General features: G+C 41.5%; 15 protein-coding genes. 2 read left to right on the top strand and 13 right to left on the bottom strand.

Going from position 1 to position 19154, the window contains the following annotated elements:
• Positions 1 to 385: 385 nt before the first annotated feature.
• The 4 genes from GX654_10080 to GX654_10065 all read right to left on the bottom strand — a co-directional run bounded on the left by GX654_10080 (position 386) and on the right by GX654_10065 (position 3279).
• Positions 386 to 772, bottom strand: a complete 387-nt coding sequence (locus tag GX654_10080) for a hypothetical protein (GenBank protein NLD37205.1) — start codon at positions 770 to 772, stop codon at positions 386 to 388.
• Positions 773 to 1752: 980 nt separating this feature from the next.
• The gene (locus GX654_10075) at positions 1753 to 2157 is read right to left on the bottom strand and encodes a hypothetical protein (protein NLD37204.1); all 405 of its coding nucleotides are present in this window, start codon (positions 2155 to 2157) and stop codon (positions 1753 to 1755) included.
• 133 nt (positions 2158 to 2290) lie between these two features.
• Complete coding sequence (locus tag GX654_10070; protein ID NLD37203.1) at positions 2291 to 2704, bottom strand: hypothetical protein; 414 nt, start codon at positions 2702 to 2704, stop codon at positions 2291 to 2293.
• A 74-nt stretch (positions 2705 to 2778) separates the two neighbouring features.
• Positions 2779 to 3279 carry a hypothetical protein gene (locus GX654_10065; GenBank protein ID NLD37202.1) on the bottom strand — a complete coding sequence of 167 codons (501 nt, stop codon included), beginning with the start codon at positions 3277 to 3279 and terminating at the stop codon, positions 2779 to 2781.
• Between the two features lie 432 nt (positions 3280 to 3711).
• Between GX654_10065 and GX654_10060 the strand changes: the two genes are divergently transcribed.
• A complete protein-coding gene (locus tag GX654_10060) occupies positions 3712 to 4719 on the top strand; it encodes a transposase (GenBank protein NLD37201.1) in 1008 nt (335 codons plus the stop codon).
• 124 nt (positions 4720 to 4843) lie between these two features.
• On the opposite strand, the gene groL is transcribed toward GX654_10060, so the two are convergent.
• Positions 4844 to 6496, bottom strand: coding sequence for a chaperonin GroEL (gene groL, locus GX654_10055; protein NLD37200.1), 1653 nt, complete (start codon positions 6494 to 6496; stop codon positions 4844 to 4846).
• A gap of 28 nt (positions 6497 to 6524) precedes the next feature.
• Complete coding sequence (locus GX654_10050; GenBank protein NLD37199.1) at positions 6525 to 6812, bottom strand: co-chaperone GroES; 288 nt, start codon at positions 6810 to 6812, stop codon at positions 6525 to 6527.
• Positions 6813 to 7120: 308 nt separating this feature from the next.
• Between GX654_10050 and GX654_10045 the strand changes: the two genes are divergently transcribed.
• Positions 7121 to 9448, top strand: coding sequence for a cysteine--tRNA ligase (locus GX654_10045; protein ID NLD37198.1), 2328 nt, complete (start codon positions 7121 to 7123; stop codon positions 9446 to 9448).
• Here GX654_10045 and GX654_10040 read toward each other — a convergent pair.
• From GX654_10040 to GX654_10010, 7 genes are all read right to left on the bottom strand, one after another.
• A complete protein-coding gene (locus tag GX654_10040) occupies positions 9438 to 11177 on the bottom strand; it encodes a 4Fe-4S binding protein (GenBank protein NLD37197.1) in 1740 nt (579 codons plus the stop codon). The two genes, GX654_10045 and GX654_10040, sit on opposite strands and share 11 nt — an antisense overlap.
• An 82-nt stretch (positions 11178 to 11259) precedes the next feature.
• Positions 11260 to 12177 carry a DUF362 domain-containing protein gene (locus GX654_10035; protein ID NLD37196.1) on the bottom strand — a complete coding sequence of 306 codons (918 nt, stop codon included), beginning with the start codon at positions 12175 to 12177 and terminating at the stop codon, positions 11260 to 11262.
• A 132-nt stretch (positions 12178 to 12309) separates the two neighbouring features.
• The gene (locus GX654_10030) at positions 12310 to 13479 is read right to left on the bottom strand and encodes a pyridoxal phosphate-dependent aminotransferase (protein ID NLD37195.1); all 1170 of its coding nucleotides are present in this window, start codon (positions 13477 to 13479) and stop codon (positions 12310 to 12312) included.
• A 41-nt stretch (positions 13480 to 13520) separates the two neighbouring features.
• A complete protein-coding gene (locus tag GX654_10025; GenBank protein NLD37194.1) occupies positions 13521 to 15062 on the bottom strand; it encodes a sigma 54-interacting transcriptional regulator in 1542 nt (513 codons plus the stop codon).
• Positions 15063 to 15290: 228 nt separating this feature from the next.
• A complete protein-coding gene (locus GX654_10020) occupies positions 15291 to 15701 on the bottom strand; it encodes a hypothetical protein (protein ID NLD37193.1) in 411 nt (136 codons plus the stop codon).
• Positions 15702 to 16184: 483 nt separating this feature from the next.
• Positions 16185 to 18164 carry a PAS domain S-box protein gene (locus GX654_10015; GenBank protein ID NLD37192.1) on the bottom strand — a complete coding sequence of 660 codons (1980 nt, stop codon included), beginning with the start codon at positions 18162 to 18164 and terminating at the stop codon, positions 16185 to 16187.
• 274 nt (positions 18165 to 18438) lie between these two features.
• Entirely contained in the window at positions 18439 to 18987 is a 549-nt protein-coding gene (locus tag GX654_10010; protein NLD37191.1) for a porin family protein, read from the bottom strand.
• Between the last annotated feature and the right edge of the window lie 167 nt (positions 18988 to 19154).

The raw sequence follows: 19154 nt of genomic DNA, 5'->3' as shown, positions 1-19154 counted from the left end.
GTGGATGTAGCGAGGCGGCTCGACATCACACCGGCTGCAGTGAGCATTTCGGTTCAACGTGGGGAAAAGACAGCAAAGGATTATAAATTAGATTGAATTTATATTTTTAATGGTCGTCCCTCTACTCATTGCCTACCAAAGTTTTTGGCTCAATAACGATATCTTCCTGCACATGTTCATATAGTCCGGCGTAAGGTCTTAAATTATCATTTGAGCAATGCGGGCATCTTGAAGGAGCGGAGACATTAATTGTTTTATCAACGTGATCGGGTTTACTCCTCCCCCAGCCAGGATGGCCTACAGGGGCTCCGCGTTTCTTTTTCTCTCTTACACGATACTGAATGACCGAGCACAACGAACCGCCCTCATTAGGGACATTAAAAGGTTAAACAACAAAGCCGGCAATAAAAGGTTGACCCGAAGCAGATAAAACAAAAACTTTAACCTGTTTTTTAAAAACCAAAATAGGTTTTAGGGGGGTGCAACCACGATAATGAAAATACTTTTTAACACCCTTTATTAGATAATTATCAACACCTGGCGTTCGTTTGCCACTATTGGATATCACACGCCTTATTGCCAAAAGCTTTGCAGCGTGTGAATTGGCCAGTAGTCTTTGAAGACCACGAACCACTTCCTTAAATCCATTCTTCACTGCCTTCACGATACGCGCCTGAATACCGGATACTACTTGCCTATGTTTGTCCCAATCTATGGAATTCCACCAAGTCTCGTAGCCTGCAAGGCCGTTAATATCATAGTATGATATCATCTATCCACACCAATACAGTTATCTGTTCAAAACGTTTCCCGTGATTCAACACCGTGCCGGAAGTCTGCTCGTTTTCACGCCGGTCGAAGATGCCGCCTCGCGGTGGCAAATCTAGAACCCGTATCTAACCCATTACAGGTTAGCATTCGCTTTCTCCAGCCTCCTCTACCCGCATTCCCATAGGTCATCCTTGCGGACGACTGTCCTTACATTAAGGAGAAATACGGGCTTACCAAGTTCCGCCTTAAGTACACAATGGGTTAGCGCCTGTCTATCCGCCGGTAGGAGTCATAGATCACGTGGGATGAAACGCGAGCACCCCAACCATACCTCTTGCCATTTTGGCTCAGGCTTAACAGCACATTTAGCCTGTTAAAGTTAACGACGTTTATCAACAGTTCATCACGCCATAGGCGTGATTGCGCATACCATTATTTATAGCTCCCATCCGGATTTGTGCTTCCAGAGTTGAGGTCCTCTCACGATTTCCTCTCCAGGCATAATGCCAAGGGCTACATTGTCCTTCGGGCTTCACACAAAACCATTACTGGTAATGCATGCCGAAGTATAAAACTGCTGGTGATACAGCAGGTTGGATCATTGTCCAACAATATTTAAAGGCGACTTCTTGTCGCACCACGTTGAATGACAGGTTAAGTGATGATGCCAGCATTTTAGTTAATGCATCATCTTATCAATTTTCTCCCATTTAAAAAGTATAAGGTATAATAAGAATACACCTGCGATTACAGTTATAGGAGCAAATACTAACCCACCCCACCAATTTGAGTAGAATAAGTCTTTTTGAGTGAGTAAAGGAATTAACCCAGTACCAATTACTATAAAGGCTACTAAGAACATTCCTGATCGGATTAATATTTTCCCATGCTTCTTTTTCATTTTATTATTTGCACTTAACGCCCTTAACATGCCGGGCGGCGTTTTATCGCCCGGTCATTTGTTGAAGGGCTGGGTATGTTTTATTTTTTAGGTCGTATAGTTTCTATTTTTATTGGTACCTTTTGCAATTCAGGTTCTCTTTGAATAACATCGGTATGAAAAGCAACTCGTACCTTTTCATCAGAACCATCTTTATTAAATTCAACTTTTGCTGAGTAACCATTAATCCCTTTAGGACTAATCTTTCCCCAGCTCCATTTTGAATTTACTAATTCAGCTTTATATGAATCAGGTTTAAATGGAGACATGCCAAAGTCTTTTTGACACTTCTCATTGGCGAGTTTTGCAGCATGCTTTGTCGCTTGCTCTTGTGTAATGAATTGTTTCTCATTTTTTGAATTATTGGCCTGAAGGACAGATGAGCTAATAAATATGGACATTAAGATAGATGCTACAAACAGAAACATTTTACGATTACGATTCATGTTTTACCTCCTTAATTAAAAACATTTCGATTTATTAACCGGATGGCTGAAAGCGCGAAAGCGCTTTTAGCCATTCCGAGTTGAATTATTTGTTAGGAGCTATACTGTGAAATATTTGATGTATAGGACGATATTAACTTCCTCTCTTACCAGATATAGCTCGATGTAGAACCCAATTATTAAAGACTTGCTTCGATAGTAGAACATTATCTTTACCTGAAAGCCACCATTTACACCTATCATTAGCGAAGTCCTTTGGAAATTGAGTGCCACTGTAAGTGAATTTATTGATCTGATTCTTAATCAATTCTTGAGCATCCACTGGGATCACAATTTTAGCAAAGACGATAGGATCGACAGGAGGTATATGATGAAACGCAAGACCCTTTGCGCCATCGGGAATATTAATTCCAGATTCACGCTCGATTTTCGCCATGGCTTCAGTGTCAAATGAATTTGCGTCAAGATCATACTCAGTAAGATCTCGATGATTTTCACTACAACCGAGAACTACTAAACATATTAATAATATGCCTATGATCTTCATTCTTCCTTCTCCTATTAGTTAACCGGCCCACGTGGCATAGCCGTCGTGGGTCGGGTTGAACGACAGGTTATGGGTCATTCTATTGTTTCTATAACCTTTGATGATTCTATATCTACGCCTTCATATTTCCATAAACCATTTTCAAGAATGAAAAATATATCTTCTTCCATTATTTGTAATACGCCTTCATCCCCTGATTCAAATTTTACTTTTATTTTTACCTTATCCTTTTTAATAAATACTACATTTTCAACCATTAGATAAACAAGATGGTATATTTCATTAATATCTTTCATTTCTTTATCATATTCCAAGGCTGAATTAACATGTGGAAAGTTTTCACTTAAATAATTTCGAGACAACAGTCCATACATCCCTTTATAATCTCTCTCCTTACTGCTATCGCAAGATTCATAATATAAAAAATTGAGAACGGTTTTTTTTAGATTTATATCCTTTTCAAATGAAATTCCGCTTTGTTTTGAAACTGGAATTTCCGGTATTTTGTCAGCAGCAAATGAATGTGATTGTATTAATAAAAATATAGTGACGAGTAAAAGTATAGTTTTTCTCATAACTTTCTCCCATAACAGCGGCGGTAAGGAGCTGGCGGATTTATGGCAACCAATGGCATGCAAGGAGAAAGGCTGCAAAGGCTTTGAATTTGATTCAACATGATGCTAGCCAGTCGCCTTGACTGCATGGTTAAAAGCTGTTTCTGCCTGCTATTTACCGACTATTATTTTTTGATAACCAGTTTATATTAAAGATGATTTTTGTTTTAATTTTTATATTTACAAGTTTTGCTACTGTTGGCTTTTTTTGTAAATAGGATTTATTCACCCCGGAATTTATTTTTTAATGATATTTGGCCATTTGGGCAACATTGCCGGATCGGCCAAATACCATATTTCCGCTACTACATTTCAGCTTTTGTGTGCAAACGGGGACGTCCTTCAATAATAAAATAAGTTGACATATAAAAATGGTATGAGTAAGGTAACCCCATGCCAAGAACAGCAAGATTAGATACCCCCGGTATATTACATCATGTAATGATAAGGGGAATAGAACGCCGGAAGATATTCACGGATAATGAAGATCGTGATAATTTTATTGATCGTCTCGCTACTCTTATCCCTGAAACAAAAACCCAATGCTACGCATGGGCATTTATGCCCAACCACATCCATATATTTTTAAGAAGTGGCCCATCAGGCATCTCTCAATTTATGAGAAGATTACTGACAGGCTATGCTGTTTATTTTAATAGAAGACACAAGCGGCATGGCCAGTTGTTTCAGAACAGGTATAAATCCATTATCTGCCAGGAAGATGCCTATTTACAGGAACTTGTCCGGTATATACACCTGAACCCCCTAAGGGCTAAAATTGTCAAAGATATGGATGAGCTCAATAGATATCCATATTCCGGGCACAGTGCTGTAATGGGGAAGGTAAAGAGAGGATGGCAGGATATTGATTATGTATTGAGCTATTTTGGTAAGAATAGACGCAGTGCAAGGAAGAAATACCTCTCATATGTTGAGGAAGGTATTTCCATGGGAAGGCGCCCTGAGTTGGTAGGGGGTGGTTTAATAAGGAGCATGGGAGGATGGGGAGAGGTAAAGAAGATTCGATTAACCGGTCAGGATAGAATTAAAAGTGATCAGAGGATATTAGGAGAGAGTGACTTTGTTCTCACGGTTTTATCTGAGGCAGAAGAGAGTTTTACAGAGAAATATGCATTAAGCTCAAAGGGATATGATTTTGAAAAGATAGTAGAAAGAGTCAGTGCAATATTTAAACTTGATAAGGATTATATAACAGGAAAAGGCAATCAAGTGGACAGGGTTAAGGCCCGGGATCTGCTTTGTTACTGGTGTAATAATAAGCTGGGTATTTCAATGACAGACTTATCGAGAAAGCTTGGTTTAACAATAGCGGCTGTGAGTTATGCTGTAAGGCGAGGAGAAAAGACAGCTAAAGATGGTAATTATTTATTAGAGATTTGATATATTGTAATATTTAAGGACGTTATATTACGTCCCATCATAAAAAAGTACTCATTATAAATAAAAAACCCTGTCAGGAATATAACTGACAGGGTTTTAATTATTGTAAGGTTAAACAGGGCTGTTACATCATACCGCCCATACCGCCCATACCACCCATGCCACCCATTCCACCGCCAGGCATAGCAGGCATATCATCCTTTTCAGAGGGTTTTTCAGCTATCATTGCCTCTGTTGTAAGGAGCAGAGATGCTACTGAGGCTGCATTCTGGAGTGCAAACCTGGTAACCTTTTTGGGATCAATGATACCAGCCTTGATAAGGTCTTCATATTCGCCTGTTGCAGCATTAAGGCCCATGGCGCCCTTTTCATTCTTTACCTTCTCAACAACAACCGAACCCTCAAGACCTGCATTATTTGCAATCTGACGGATAGGCTCTTCAAGCGCCCTCATTACTATATTTACCCCGTTCTGCTCTTCTCCGGGAAGCTCAAGTTTGGAAATCGCCTTTACGCATCTTAAGAGAGCCACACCGCCGCCTGGAACTATACCCTCTTCTACAGCAGCCCTTGTTGCATTAAGTGCATCCTCAACCCTTGCCTTTTTCTCCTTCATCTCGGTCTCTGTGGCTGCACCAACATTAATAACAGCAACACCGCCAATAAGTTTTGCAAGTCTTTCCTGGAGTTTTTCCCTGTCATAATCGGATGTGGTCTCTTCAATCTGCGCCCTGAGCATCTTTACCCTGCCTTCAAGGTCTTTTCTTGATCCGCCGCCATCTACTATAACAGTATTATCTTTATCAATGGTTATGGTCTTTGCTGTACCAAGATCATTGAGTGTTACGTTTTCAAGTTTAAGGCCAAGGTCTTCTGCAATTACCTTTCCGCCGGTAAGAATCGCTATATCCTCAAGCATTGCCTTTCTTCTGTCGCCAAAGCCAGGTGCCTTTACGGCTGCTACCTGTAATGTGCCCCTGAGCTTGTTAACAACCAGTGTTGCAAGCGCCTCACCCTCAACATCTTCAGCAAGAATAAGCAGAGGTCTGCCCATCTTGGCTATCTGCTCAAGTATGGGTACAAGATCCTTCATACCGCTGACCTTTTTCTCATTAAGCAGGATATAGGGGTTATTGAGGGTAACTGTCATCTTCTCTGCATCGGTTACAAAATAGGGTGAGAGATATCCGCGGTCAAACTGCATACCTTCAACGATCTCAAGGGTGGTGTCCATGCTCTTTGCCTCTTCAACGGTGATAACACCCTCTTTTCCTACCTTGTTCATTGCCTCAGCAATAATATTTCCTATTGTGGAGTCATTATTGGCTGATATTGTGCCAACCTGTGAAATCTCTTCCTGATCTTTTGTCTGTTTTGATATCTTTTTGAGTTCTTCTACTGCTACTTCAACAGCCTTTTCAATACCCCTCTTAATGGCCATGGGGTTGATACCGGCAGCAACCAGTTTTGAACCCTCACGGTATATTGCCTGGGCCAGAACAGTGGCTGTTGTTGTACCATCTCCTGCAACATCAGAGGTCTTTGAGGCAACCTCCTTGACCATCTGGGCGCCCATATTTTCAAATTTGTCTTCAAGTTCTATCTCTTTTGCTACTGTAACACCGTCTTTGGTGATGTTCGGCGAGCCAAAAGACTTATCAAGAACTACATTGCGCCCTTTGGGACCTAAAGTAACCTTAACCGCATTAGCAAGGGTGTCAACGCCTCTTAAAATTGACTCGCGGGCCTTTCCACCGTACTTAATCTCTTTTGCCATAACTTAATCTCCTTATTTTATTTTATGCCTATTCCACAATGGCAATAATGTCATCTTCACGCATAATAAGGTGCTCTTCACCTTCAATCTTTATCTCAGTACCGGCATATTTACCAAAAAGTACCTTGTCACCCTTTTTGACCTCAAGCGGCTTTACAGTGCCGTTCTCAAGGATCTTGCCATTTCCTACTGCAATAACCTTTCCCTCAGAGGGTTTTTCCTTTGCGGTATCAGGAATTATGATTCCACCCTTTGTTGTCTCTTCCTCTTTGATCCTTTTAACTATTACTCGATCGTGTAATGGTCTGATTTTCATTTAAAATTTTCCTCCTTAAAGATTAGTAGATTAAAATAAAATTAAAGGAAACCATACCTCCTTTTAAATTTTCTTTTTTAAAAACGGACCCTGTTAATTCATATGTTTCCGTTTTATGTATTTTGAAAATGTTCAAGAAATTTCATCTGTTTACGATGAGATTAAAAACTGCACAAACATAATTCCAAATAAAAATTTGTCAAGTAATCTTGAAAAAAAAATTACATGTTGAAATAGAAGGATTATTTTAATAGTATCCAAAACCTGTTTTATATATTTCTATACACACATATTTAAGCGAATTCAGCATGGATATAAAAAATAAGATTCCGACCACAATTCTTGACCTGATAGGAAATACGCCACTTATACCTGTTAACAGGCTTAACCCCAATAAAAATGTTAAGATCCTGGCTAAGCTGGAATCCTTTAATCCTGGCGGGTCCATAAAAGACCGCCCAGCCCTTCAGATGATTGAAGATGCGGAAAAAAGCGGTGAACTGACAAAAAACAAGACTATACTTGAGGCCACAAGCGGAAATACCGGGATAGGTCTTGCCCTAGTCGCGGCTGTAAAGGGCTACAGGATAATGCTTGTTATGTCCGAAGCGGTAAGTGAAGAGAGAAAAAAGATATTACACGCAATGGGCGCTGAACTCAAGTTTACACCCCTGCACCTCTCAACAGACGGGGCCATAGAATTTGTCTATGACCTTATGCGAAAAGAGCCTCAAAATTACTGGCTCGCTGATCAGTATAATAATGAATCAAACTGGAAGGCCCATTATAATACTACTGCCCCTGAGATATGGGAACAGACAAACCATGAGGTAAATGCAGTGGTCGCTGCCCTTGGCACAAGCGGCACATTGATGGGCATCTCAAAACGACTAAAGGAGTTTGACAGCAGCATTAAGATAATAGGCATGGAACCCTATCTTGGCCACAGGATTCAGGGACTTAAAAATATGAAGGAATCCTATACCCCAGGAATTTATAACAAAACAAAAGTAGATCGCATCATAAGGATAGATGATGAAGAGGCATACCAGACTGCAAGGCTCCTGGCCAGGAAAGAGGGCATCTTCTGCGGTATGAGCTCAGGGGCTGCAATGGCTGCTGCTATTACTGTAGCAAAGGAGATGGAGAGCGGAACAATCGTCGTAATTATCCCGGATGGTGGTGAAAGATACCTGAGCACGGCACTGTTTGAAGATAAGACAAAGACAGGCCAGGTATTTTACAATACAATTACCAGAAAAAAAGAGGAGTTCGCCCCCCTTGAAAAAAACAGGGTCAGCATATATTCCTGCGGTCCAACTCTTGCTCAGCCCATAAACATAGGCGAATGCAGGAGGTTTGTGTTTTCAGACCTTTTAAGGCGTTATCTTGAGTTCAGGGGATATGAAGTAACCCACATAATGAATGTAACTGATATTGATGACAGGACCATTCAGGGGGCAGAAAAGGCGGGGAGACCTCTCAGGGAATTCACAGATAAATTCTATGATGAGTTCATGGACGAGCTTGAAATACTGAGGGTTAAAAAGGCAAAGGCATATCCAAAGGCATCAGCGCATGTTAATGATATGATAGAACTCGCAGGCACACTGCTTGAAAAGGGATATGCATATGAAAAATTCAGATCCCTGTACTTTAATATTGCAAGATTCAGGGATTACGGCAAACTCAGCCGTATCGATCTTAACAAGATAAAACTTGGCAAGACCGTTGACCTTGAGCAGTATGAAAAGGATAATCCCAGGGATTTTACACTTTTAAAGAGATCAACACTGAATGAGCTTAAAAAAGGAATATTCTACCAGACAAAGTGGGGTAACATCAGGCCGAGCTGGCACCTTGAATGCCCTGCCATGACCCTGAAATACCTCGGTGAAACGTATGATATCCATACAAGCGGTATAGACCTGATATTCCCGCACCATGAAAACTCTATTGCAATTGGAAAGGCTGTAACAGGTAAAGCCCCTGCCAGATACTGGCTCCATAACGAACTGGTGATGATAGATGGTAAAAAGCCGTCACAGGTGAGTGACCCAGCCTATTCTATAAAGAGCATTCTTGGAAAAGGATATACGGGAAGGGAGCTTCGTTACTGGCTACTGTGCAGCCATTACAGGAAACCTGTCAGTTTTTCATGGGAAAAACTTGATATGGCCAAAAAGACACTTGCCAATATGGATAAATTTGTTGCAAGACTCCACAACTGCCGGGAGGTTTCATCAAACCCTGAGATAGATCAGACCTGCTATGATCTCAGGAACAGTTTTAACAGCTCCATGGATGATGACCTCAATATTGCCCCTGCCCTGGCATCAATATTTATATTCATGAACAGGGTGAATATAATTATTGATAAAAGCGGTCTCTCCCAGGAGGACAGGCTTAAGATCATGGCGTCTCTTAAGGAGATTAATTCGGTGATTGATGTTTTTGACCTCGATGTAAATATACCTGATCCTGAAGTGACAGAGATGCTGATAAAAAGAGAAGAGGCAAGAAGGTTAAAGGACTGGGAGACATCGGACCGTATCCGCCAGGAACTCCTTAGTCAAAAAGGGATCGAGATAACAGATACAGCCGATGGCCCCATCCTGAGAAAGATCACTCAGTAAATCCGGGGGCAATGTCGTACTCACCATCCTCGTGTATTAACTCCCCTTTACCCTGCTCAAGGCTGTCAATGCCTGTTTCAAATCCGGGGGAATCTGCTTCAAAACCAGGGGCACCTCCTTCAAAAGAGGGATAGGATTCCCCGGGGTAACCCCCGGCACCAGACTGCTCCTTTTTGCCCTCATGCTCAAGTGAAATATTCAGCCCCTGTGATTTGCCATAATCCATGAAGGAGCCTTTGTTTAACCTCACAGCGCCCATTGGTGTAACATAAATGGCAGACTGATTCTGTACAGGGCAGTGATGCTCGCAGAAACCGCAACCTGAACACCTTTCTTCAAGTACCTCTGGCACAGGCACAGGGTTACCCGGTTCAGACCTGAATTTTATGGCGCTGTAAGGGCACACCTCATCGCACACCATGCACCTTTTCTGGTGCTCCCATGCAAGGCACATTTCACGCATGATCCTGGCAGTGCCTGTCTTTGCCCACCTTCTGTCCAGGATATCAAGGGGCCTTATGGCCTCTGTCGGGCATGCTACGCCGCAGTTATTGCAGTCAGGATTGCATGCGCCCCTTTTGGGGACAAGTGACGGGCTGAAAAGGCCCTCAACGCCACGGGCAAACCACACTGGCTGGAGTGCATTATTCGGGCATGCAACCATACATTCTCCGCAGCGCACACACAGTGCAAGAAAATCATCTTCAGGCCTTGATCCTGGGGGCCTCACCAGCTCTTTTGGAGAAACAGAACCCACACCAGGTTTACCATATACAGAATAAAGGCCTGTTAGATTTGCCGAGGCAAAAACCGCACCTGCAACCCCTGAGTATAAAACAGCGCGCCTTTCAGGGACAAAATCGGGGTTATCTTTTATTTTTAACATCTTTATATTAAAATCAATTGCATTGACCGGGCACACATACCTGCATGTAAGGCACCCTATACACTCCTTAAAGGAGGTATTATCAGGCGAATTTTTATCAATAGCCCCCATTGGGCATGATCGTACGCACTTTCCGCATTTTGTGCATGCATCGGATACACTCCTTTTCACAATGGAAAACCTGGAAAAGAGGGCAAGCATGGCGCCTGCCGGACATAAATACCTGCACCAGAACCTGGTATTGATTTTACCTGCCGCAAATATCCCAATAAAAAGGAGAAGCACAAAAAAAATGGTAGCATACCTGGGAGAAGAGATATCTGCATATAAGAGCCCGTAAATCTCAAAATGGTCGACAACCGGGTGTATCAGGTCCAGCCCCATCTTCCCCAAAAATGTAATAACCGGATAGATAACCAGGCCATAGAACCTTGTGATAAGAGAGAGCGGGGAGCCGATAAAGACCGCGGAAACACCAAGGATGGCTGAACCCAGTACGATAAACAGGAGATAATACTTGAGCCTGTACAAATAAGGCATTCCTTCTCCCTTTTTCTTTTTCAGCTTAAGCAGCCTGTCGCTGCAGTCAACAGTTATACCCATTGGGCAGATATATCCACAGAACAGCCTGCCGAAAAATATGGTGACAAGAACAACAATAATGGCCGGGATAAATGAAACAAGAAAGACCCTCCCGCTTATGGCTGATCCGAAGACGATTAGAGGGTCCATACAGAGATAAAGGTCAGGGGAAACTAGCCCCACCGCTGTAGTTGCAACCGTTACCAGCAAGAATAAAAATGCGGCCAGACTAATAAACTGTATTATGGTTCGAAATCTCATATGTATCCCTGTATATAAGTTGAAATGTCAGTGCCCGTTACTGTATCTGGCGCTGACATGATTAAATAACCTGAAGGGAAAATCAGACCTGGATCTCCTTTACCTCAAGATTTTCTATATCCATTCTACCCAGGCCCCTTTCATGGGCCTCAAGGATATACTTCACCTGGGCTGGCTTATACCTTTTCCCATACCACTGGAACCTTGACACTGCAAATGCATCAGCCGCCACCATATCTTTTGAAGCAATAATGGTATCTTCCTTGAGCACCTTTCCGGGCCCCCTGGGGCCGTTTGTGGAAAGCACCCTGGTAGCATCGATCACGGTCAGATCAGCCTTGAGCACAGTGCACAAATCGACTATTGATGATGATAATTCCTTTGTATGCATACCTGAACGGTCCCATACAAGGCCCATCATGCCCTTCATGGCAAGGCTTACACCTGTGGCTGTATGGGATTTTGCAACAGGTACCGAAATAAGGGTATCCACCTTGAATGCTTCCTGAAAAATACCGTTTCGGCTCATCTTTCTGGCATCTTTAATCTCAGTATCCTTGTAAAATCTGTCACTTGAAGCGCCTACAACCCTTGTGTTCTCCAGTTTTCCGCATGCATCAAGTATCCCCGAACGTTTCAGGCATGTGTCTGTATCAAAAAGAGGATAATCGGCGATAAGGATATTTGATGCGCCTGCCTCATTGCACATCCTGACAAGTTCACACACAACATCAGGGTGTGTTGTTGTGGCCATAGCAGGAGGATTCGGAAAGCTCATATTGGGTTTTATAAGCACCTTGCCCCCCGTTTTTACAAATTTCTTCATACCGCCCAGGAGTTCAACAGCCGCCCTTACTGCCTTTGCTGCCTCACCCTTTACCACCGCTATATCAGGCAGAGGCTCTGCCAAAACCTTTCTGGGCAAAATGAGCCCGGAACTAGCGGCAGTAAGAAACAGTAGCCCCTTCATCTGGTATTTCAGGAATGTCCTTCTGCTCAGCCGGTCTTCGATTAATCTGTCCATTTTTTCAAAGTATTCTCTGTTCATCAAAATTCTCCATCATGAAACCAGTATGACCCACAGTTTAACAATCAATATGGATTTTTCAACCACTTTCTGGGGGCAAAAAATTTATATTGAGCTGAATACTGCTTTTATCCTTTCAAGTGCTTTTATCAATGTATTTCTTGTGCATGCAAGATTTATCCTCTGAAACCCCTCACCGCCTGCACCGAACTGTGGCCCGTTGTCAAACCATACCTTTGCCTGTTTTATAAGGGTCTCATCTATTTCAGCATCAGTTAATCCATAACCTGAGAAATCCAGCCAGGAAAGATAGGTGCCTTCCAGGTCTGTGACCTTTATCAGAGGGAGATTATCCTCTATATATCTTCTCATAAATAAATAATTTTCATGGATATAAAGAAGCAGCTCATCAAGCCAACCTTCACAGAGGCTATATGCAGTTTCAGTGGCAAGAAGGCCAAATATATTGGGTGTTGAGATAGATGATCTTTGAATTCTTTTCAGGAACAGTCCTCTGATGTGAGGATCACTGATAATGACATTTGAGCAGGAGAGCCCTGCCAGGTTAAAGCTCTTGCTTGCTGCTGTGCAGGTAATTATTTTTGTGTTTACACCTGAAGATATCTTAGCCATTACCCTGTGTTTGTAACCGGGCATGATCAGGTCTGAATGGATCTCGTCTGACAAAATAAAGGTGTCATATTTCATGCAGAGTTCATTAAGTGTTTTAAGCTCATCCATTGTCCATACCCTGCCAACAGGGTTATGGGGGCTGCACAGTACCATCATTGACGCGCCATCTTTAAGGAGCTGCTCAAGACCCGCAAAATCCATGGTGTAATGTCCATCTTTTATGATCAGCCTGTTTTCTATAACTCTGCGGTTGCTGGCCTTGATGACCTTTTTAAAGGGATGATATACAGGCGGCTGGATGATTATCTTATCCTCTTCATCGGTAAATGTCTCTATTGCGGCGCTGAATGCAGATATAACTCCAGGGGTTGTAACAATCCATTCCTTTTCAATCCCCCAGTTATGCCTTTTTTTCATCCATAAACAAACCGCCTCTCTGTAGGAATCTGAAGGGTATGTGTAACCGAATATGCCATGCCCTGCCCTTTTGGTGAGCGCATTAATAATCTCATCAGGGGCCTGAAAATCCATATCTGCAACCCACATGGGTATGATATCTTTATCGCCGCGGGATTCTCTAAGGTCCCATTTGACAGACCCGCTCTGTTCACGTGGAATCTCTTTGTTAAAATCATAAACCATAATGGTGCAACAACCTGTAATAACCGGTCAATCATGAGACCTTATTTATAATGTCTCGGGTCAATATCGTATTTTCTCACCTTGTACCCGAATATCCTTTCAGTTGTCTTAAGGGCCAGGGCTGCCTTTCTCATGTTCCCCCGGCTGCTCTTCAGGGAGTCTATAATCAGGTCCCTTTCAAAATTGGCAATTGAATCTTCAAGCGACATGGATTGCTGGGTTCCAGTATCCTCAGCGGTCTGGAGCGTCATCGGGAGATGATAACTGTGTATGACCTGCCCGTCACACAGAAGCACCGCCCTTTCAATACAATTCTCAAGCTCCCTGACATTTCCGGGCCAGTGATAACGGGTCAAAGCATCTATCGCCGGTGTGGATATCCTTTTTATATCCTTATTGTATTCCTTTGAGTATTTATCAAGGAAGAAGTCAGCAAGCATAAGCACATCTGCCTCCCTCTCTTTCAGTGAAGGCAGATAGATAGGATATACATTTAACCTGTAAAAGAGGTCCTCTCTAAAGGTGCCTTTTTCAACGGCATCTGAAAGATCAATATTGGTTGCCGCGATGATGCGCACATTTACCTTTATTACCTTTGTCCCTCCAAGTCTTTCAAGCTCCCTCTCCTGTATGACCCTCAGGAGTTTTCCCTGGCTTTCAAGGAGAAGAGAGCCTATCTCATCCAGGAAAATGGTTCCGTTGTTGGCAAGCTCAAACTTGCCCGCCTTTGGCATGCTTGCGCCTGTAAATGCCCCCTTCATGTAGCCGAAAAGCTCCGCCTCCACAAGATTACCTGGCAGGGCCGCACAGTTGACCTTGATAAACGGGTTTGATGTGCGCAGGCTGTTATAGTGTATTGCATTGGCTACAAGCTCTTTACCTGTCCCGCTTTCACCTAAGAGAAGGACATTGGCATTGCTCTTTGCCACCTGGCTTATAAGATGGAACACCTCCTGCATCTTATGGCTGTTGCCTATAATATTGCTGAAGCTGTATTTTTTTCCAAGCTCCTTCTTAAGCCTTATGTTTTCCGTGTTAAGCTGATCCTTCTCCTTGTTGATCTGCTCAAGCATAGCAACCTTCTGGGCTATCAGGATACTTATTATGGTTAAAAGCCTTACATCCTCATCCGGGGATTCTGTTTCTTTAAAAAGACGGTCAACACTTAAAGAGCCTATAACATGGTTGCTGTCTTTTATAGGAACACAGAAAAATGCGATCTTTGATTTATCAATATTGCTTCTGGATCCTGTGCGATCAAGAAAAAGGGGCTCTTCATTAAGCCTGGGCACAGCCATTGGCCTTCCTGTCTCTATGACCCTTCCGGTTATACCTTCGCCCAGCTTATAGCGTCCCTTTGTCTTTGCAGTGGAGGATATCCCGTGTGCAACCTCTATGTGTATCTCGCCGGTTTCATGATTTAAAAGAGAAATTGAACCCCTGCTCATCCCCAGGTATTCTTCAAGAAGATCAAGAACCTTGTACAAAGCCCTCCTTAGATCAAGTGTCCCGTGTATTGCCTTTGTAATCTCATAGAGGCACTGAATCTCATCCGGTTTTGGATTAGCTGTTTTTTCTGACATTGATTTTACTCATTTCCCCTGTTTAATAATTACATGAATCCAAAATTGAAACAAACGCATATACTGATTACAAAAATGTAATAAATTATGCAAATAATATTATTAATATTTTGGTATTTTTTTAACAAAGATGAAGCTCAGCATTGAGAATCTTATGAATAAAGGGGCTATTTTCTGAAGAGGCTTTTTTTATGTAACAATCTGCAACAGACATCACAGGGTGTTCTGTTAATTTGACCTTGATGAGGCAATCAGATAGGTAATTTTAGAGATAACAAGACCCCTTATGAGATACTCTATTGAAAAACGCTGTGAGTCAGTAAGCTCATCAAATTCCATAATATCTATAACATTTCTCACCATTGTCTCTATGGACAGAAAGATATTTTTCTGTTTGGGGTTCAGGTCTCCCTTTTTGACCCTGCCCCACACAGCAGGGACAATATAGGTTATCGGGTTTACCAGAAGATCTTTCTTATGTATGGAAAAGATAGTGTCAGTTGTCTCATCTATTATCTGTTTTATCTGCAAAATAGCAGAACTGTCACCACTGTTTGACATGGAAAACTGAATCAACTTATGGCCTTTCAGGTCAGTGTTGTTAAACTTAGCTGTTATTGTTTTATCTTTTTCTCTCATATTTATATCAACTGAATTTACTATATTGTTATTACAGGTTTTATAACTCTGTTGGCTTTTATCTATCAATAATCATGCCAATCAAAAAATAAATAAAATTACCAGTAATAACAGGTTGATATACAGATAACCGCATTGGAGGCAATTATATTCAAGCCAATTTGTTGCCATGATATCGAAATTCATGCCATTAATTTGACGTAACATATTGAATAATAAAATAAAAAATATATGCTAACAAAATGACAGGAAAATACATAAAGGGCCATAGATATGGCATTATTATGTAGTGTCCATCCAGAAAGAGGCAAATTCTGGATGGGGCTTTCAGCTAACTCTTTGGTTTGAAACCTTTCTGTGATCCGCCGTCGCACAAGGCTATGGCGGGACAGGAAGCTGATCGCTAATGGATGACCATTTGCCCACAGTAGCTCTGTTAAGGAGTATGGAAATTCAAAAACGAAAGTTTAAGATAGACACTACTTAGTGTCCGCCTCCTTCAAGCACCTCTCTTATTTTCTGAGACAATTTCTGAAGGTCAAAAGGCTTCTGTATAAATCCCCTGCACCCCTTTTCAAGTATATGAACCGCCTGGCCATTAATGCTGTACCCGCTAGAAAGGAGGACTTTAATTTCAGGGTTGATCTCTTTTAATTTTTCAAATACATCCCCGCCATTCATGCCGGGCATTATCATATCAAGGATAATCATATCAATCTTATCCCTGTTTTCCTGGTATACCTGCATTGCCTCTTTTCCATTTTTAGCGGCAAGGACTATATAACCAAGTTTTTCAAGCATCCTCGTGCCTACATCAATAACCAGCTCTTCATCATCCACAAGCAGTATTTTACCACTACCTTTAATGATCGACTCGCTTACAGGGACCTCTTTTACAGCCTCCTTTTCTGAAGCGGGAAAATAGAGTTTAAAAATAGTGCCTACACCCTTTTCACTGTAGACATCAACAAATCCCCCGTGATTTTTCATGATACCATAAACAGAGGCAAGACCAAGGCCTGTTCCCCTGCCCATCTCTTTAGTGGTAAAAAATGGGTCAAATATCTTTTCCATGGTGGCCTTGTCCATTCCTGTGCCATTATCTGTAATAGAGATTTTCACATATCTGCCTGATTTGACCTTGTAAGGCTTATAAAAAGACTCCTTTAGCTCTATATTTTCACTTTCAATATAAAGGTTGCCTCCTCCTGGCATAGCCTGCCATGCATTTACAAAGATATTCATCAGTACCTGATCTACCTGCCCACGGTCAACCTCACTTGTCCAAAGGTTCTCCTCCAGGCTCTTATGTATGCTTATCTCCTTTTTCATACGGCCAAACATATCAGCGCTTAAAGAAAGCAGTTCATTAAGGTTTAAAGGTTTGACCTCATATTTTCCTCCCCTGGCAAAACCAAGAAGCTGCCGGGTAAGTGATGTGGCGCTTTTCACATACTCCTCGATCCCCATCAGGTGCTCATATTCCTGGTCATGATTGCTTTTTTCAATAAGCATCAGTGAGGTCCTTCCCTGTATACCCATGAGCAGATTATTAAAATCATGGGCAATGCCGCCTGCTAAAGTGCCAAGGGCCTCCATCCTCTGTGCCCTTTCATATTTGATCCTGAGATTCTTCTCCTCTTCCTGCGCCCTTTTTCTTTCTGTTATATCCAGTGCAGTACTTAGTGAATATTGAAATTCACCATTTCTATAAACCGGAGTAGTAGAGAAAATAACATAGAACCTTTCTCCTTTTTTATTTATAAAGGAAGCCTCCTGGTTTTTAACCCCTTTCGAGGTAGCTTCTCTCCAGGTTTCAACTGAAAAAATCTCATCTACCCAGGGGTATGGAAAGGTTGTCCCAAGAAGCTCTTCTGCATTATACCCGGTAAGGATTACCATTGCAGGATTGACATATTCTATATTGAACTCTTTGTTGATCACCATTATAGGGCTTGGAGAGTTTTCAAGAATAGAGAAACTGAATTCCTCACTCTTTTTAAGCGCCCTCTCTGTCTCCTTGAGCCTTGTAATATCTGTAACCACATTATTGAAAAAGGTTTTGCCTTTCGTTTTCAGGTATTTTGTTATCACAAGCACATCCTGGTTATCCCCGCTTTTTGTCTTTACCCTTGATTCATAGCTGGTTGAATTTCCGAAAATTTCCGGAGGCACTTCAAGTGGCCCTCCCAGAGAATCACTCACCACAATGTCCGGGATATTTAATTTCATAAATTCATCACGGGTATATCCAAGGCTTTCATATGAATTCTTGTTGAATTCCACAAACTTCAGGGTCTCAGGATCAACAAGGTTTATTGTGACCCCGGCATTATCAAAGATGGCCCTGTAAAATTCATATTTCTCTTCAAGCAGTGCCTTTTCAGTGTTGAGCTTTTTCAGCTCCTCCTTTAGCCTCTTTATCTCATCTTCAGCTTTCTTAGAGTCGATTTTTTCCTGCATGTAGAGCCTCCATTAATCATGAGTTATATGGATATAGGGTTAGAGATTATAATTTTACATAGGAGCAATTTTTCCTCCCGATAATGGCAAAGAGGTTCAATTTCATTGTGTTTGAAATAATACAATCGTCTATTCTTAGGCTTTTTTTAGAAAAATATCAAGCATGGTGAAAATAGAAATGATAACAGGATAAGGTATGGCTTTCTAAGGGAATATTTTATAATGTAATAATATTACCTTTGAAATACTCCCTCAATAAATAATCAATTCCTTCTTAAAAAATAAACAGGTTAACACCTACACCAAAGTATAATGTTTTTTGATCCATATCATCTATCAAATATGATAGATCATCTTTATAATCCCTCCATGAATAACTTACAATTGGTTCTATTGAGACGTTCCTGGAAATAAAAAGATCCAGGCCAAACCCAACCGAAAACTCGTTAGAAGTCCTTTTTGATGATACATATGGGGTCTCTAACTTTGTCCTTAAATATGAATAACCAGCCTCAAAAAAAGGATTCATTGTTTTATAAGGGAGATAATATCTTATGTTTGGCCCTATTCCATAGCTCTTAGTATCAAGGATACCCGAAGTTTTTTCATATGTTACAGAGCCTCCCAATGCAATATTATCAAAAATAAAATAACGACCAGATGGGGAAAAGCTATATAGGTCTTCATCCAAACCATCATCAGCATCTATATTCCGGTAACTGATTGAACCACCTAGACTGTATACGCCTTTATCTGTTGGTGATTCCGCAAACACGCTTGTTGTTATCAATAATAGCCCTGCCAATAAATACATTTTCATCATTCTTTTTTCTCCTTTCAATTGTATAATTAATTTACTATTCACAACCCGATTCAACATTCTACTGGCACTATTTTTATATTCCTCCCAGACAATTCTTCATAAAAAATTGAACAGGAGGCTTCAAAACATGCTTCTCAGATACTTCAGTTCTACTCAAGCGGGACAGT

This window comes from Desulfatiglans sp. (genome assembly GCA_012513605.1).
Classification (GTDB): domain Bacteria; phylum Desulfobacterota; class DSM-4660; order Desulfatiglandales; family HGW-15; genus JAAZBV01.
Note: the sequence above shows the minus strand (reverse complement) of the source record. Positions and strands in the feature narration are given on the sequence as shown.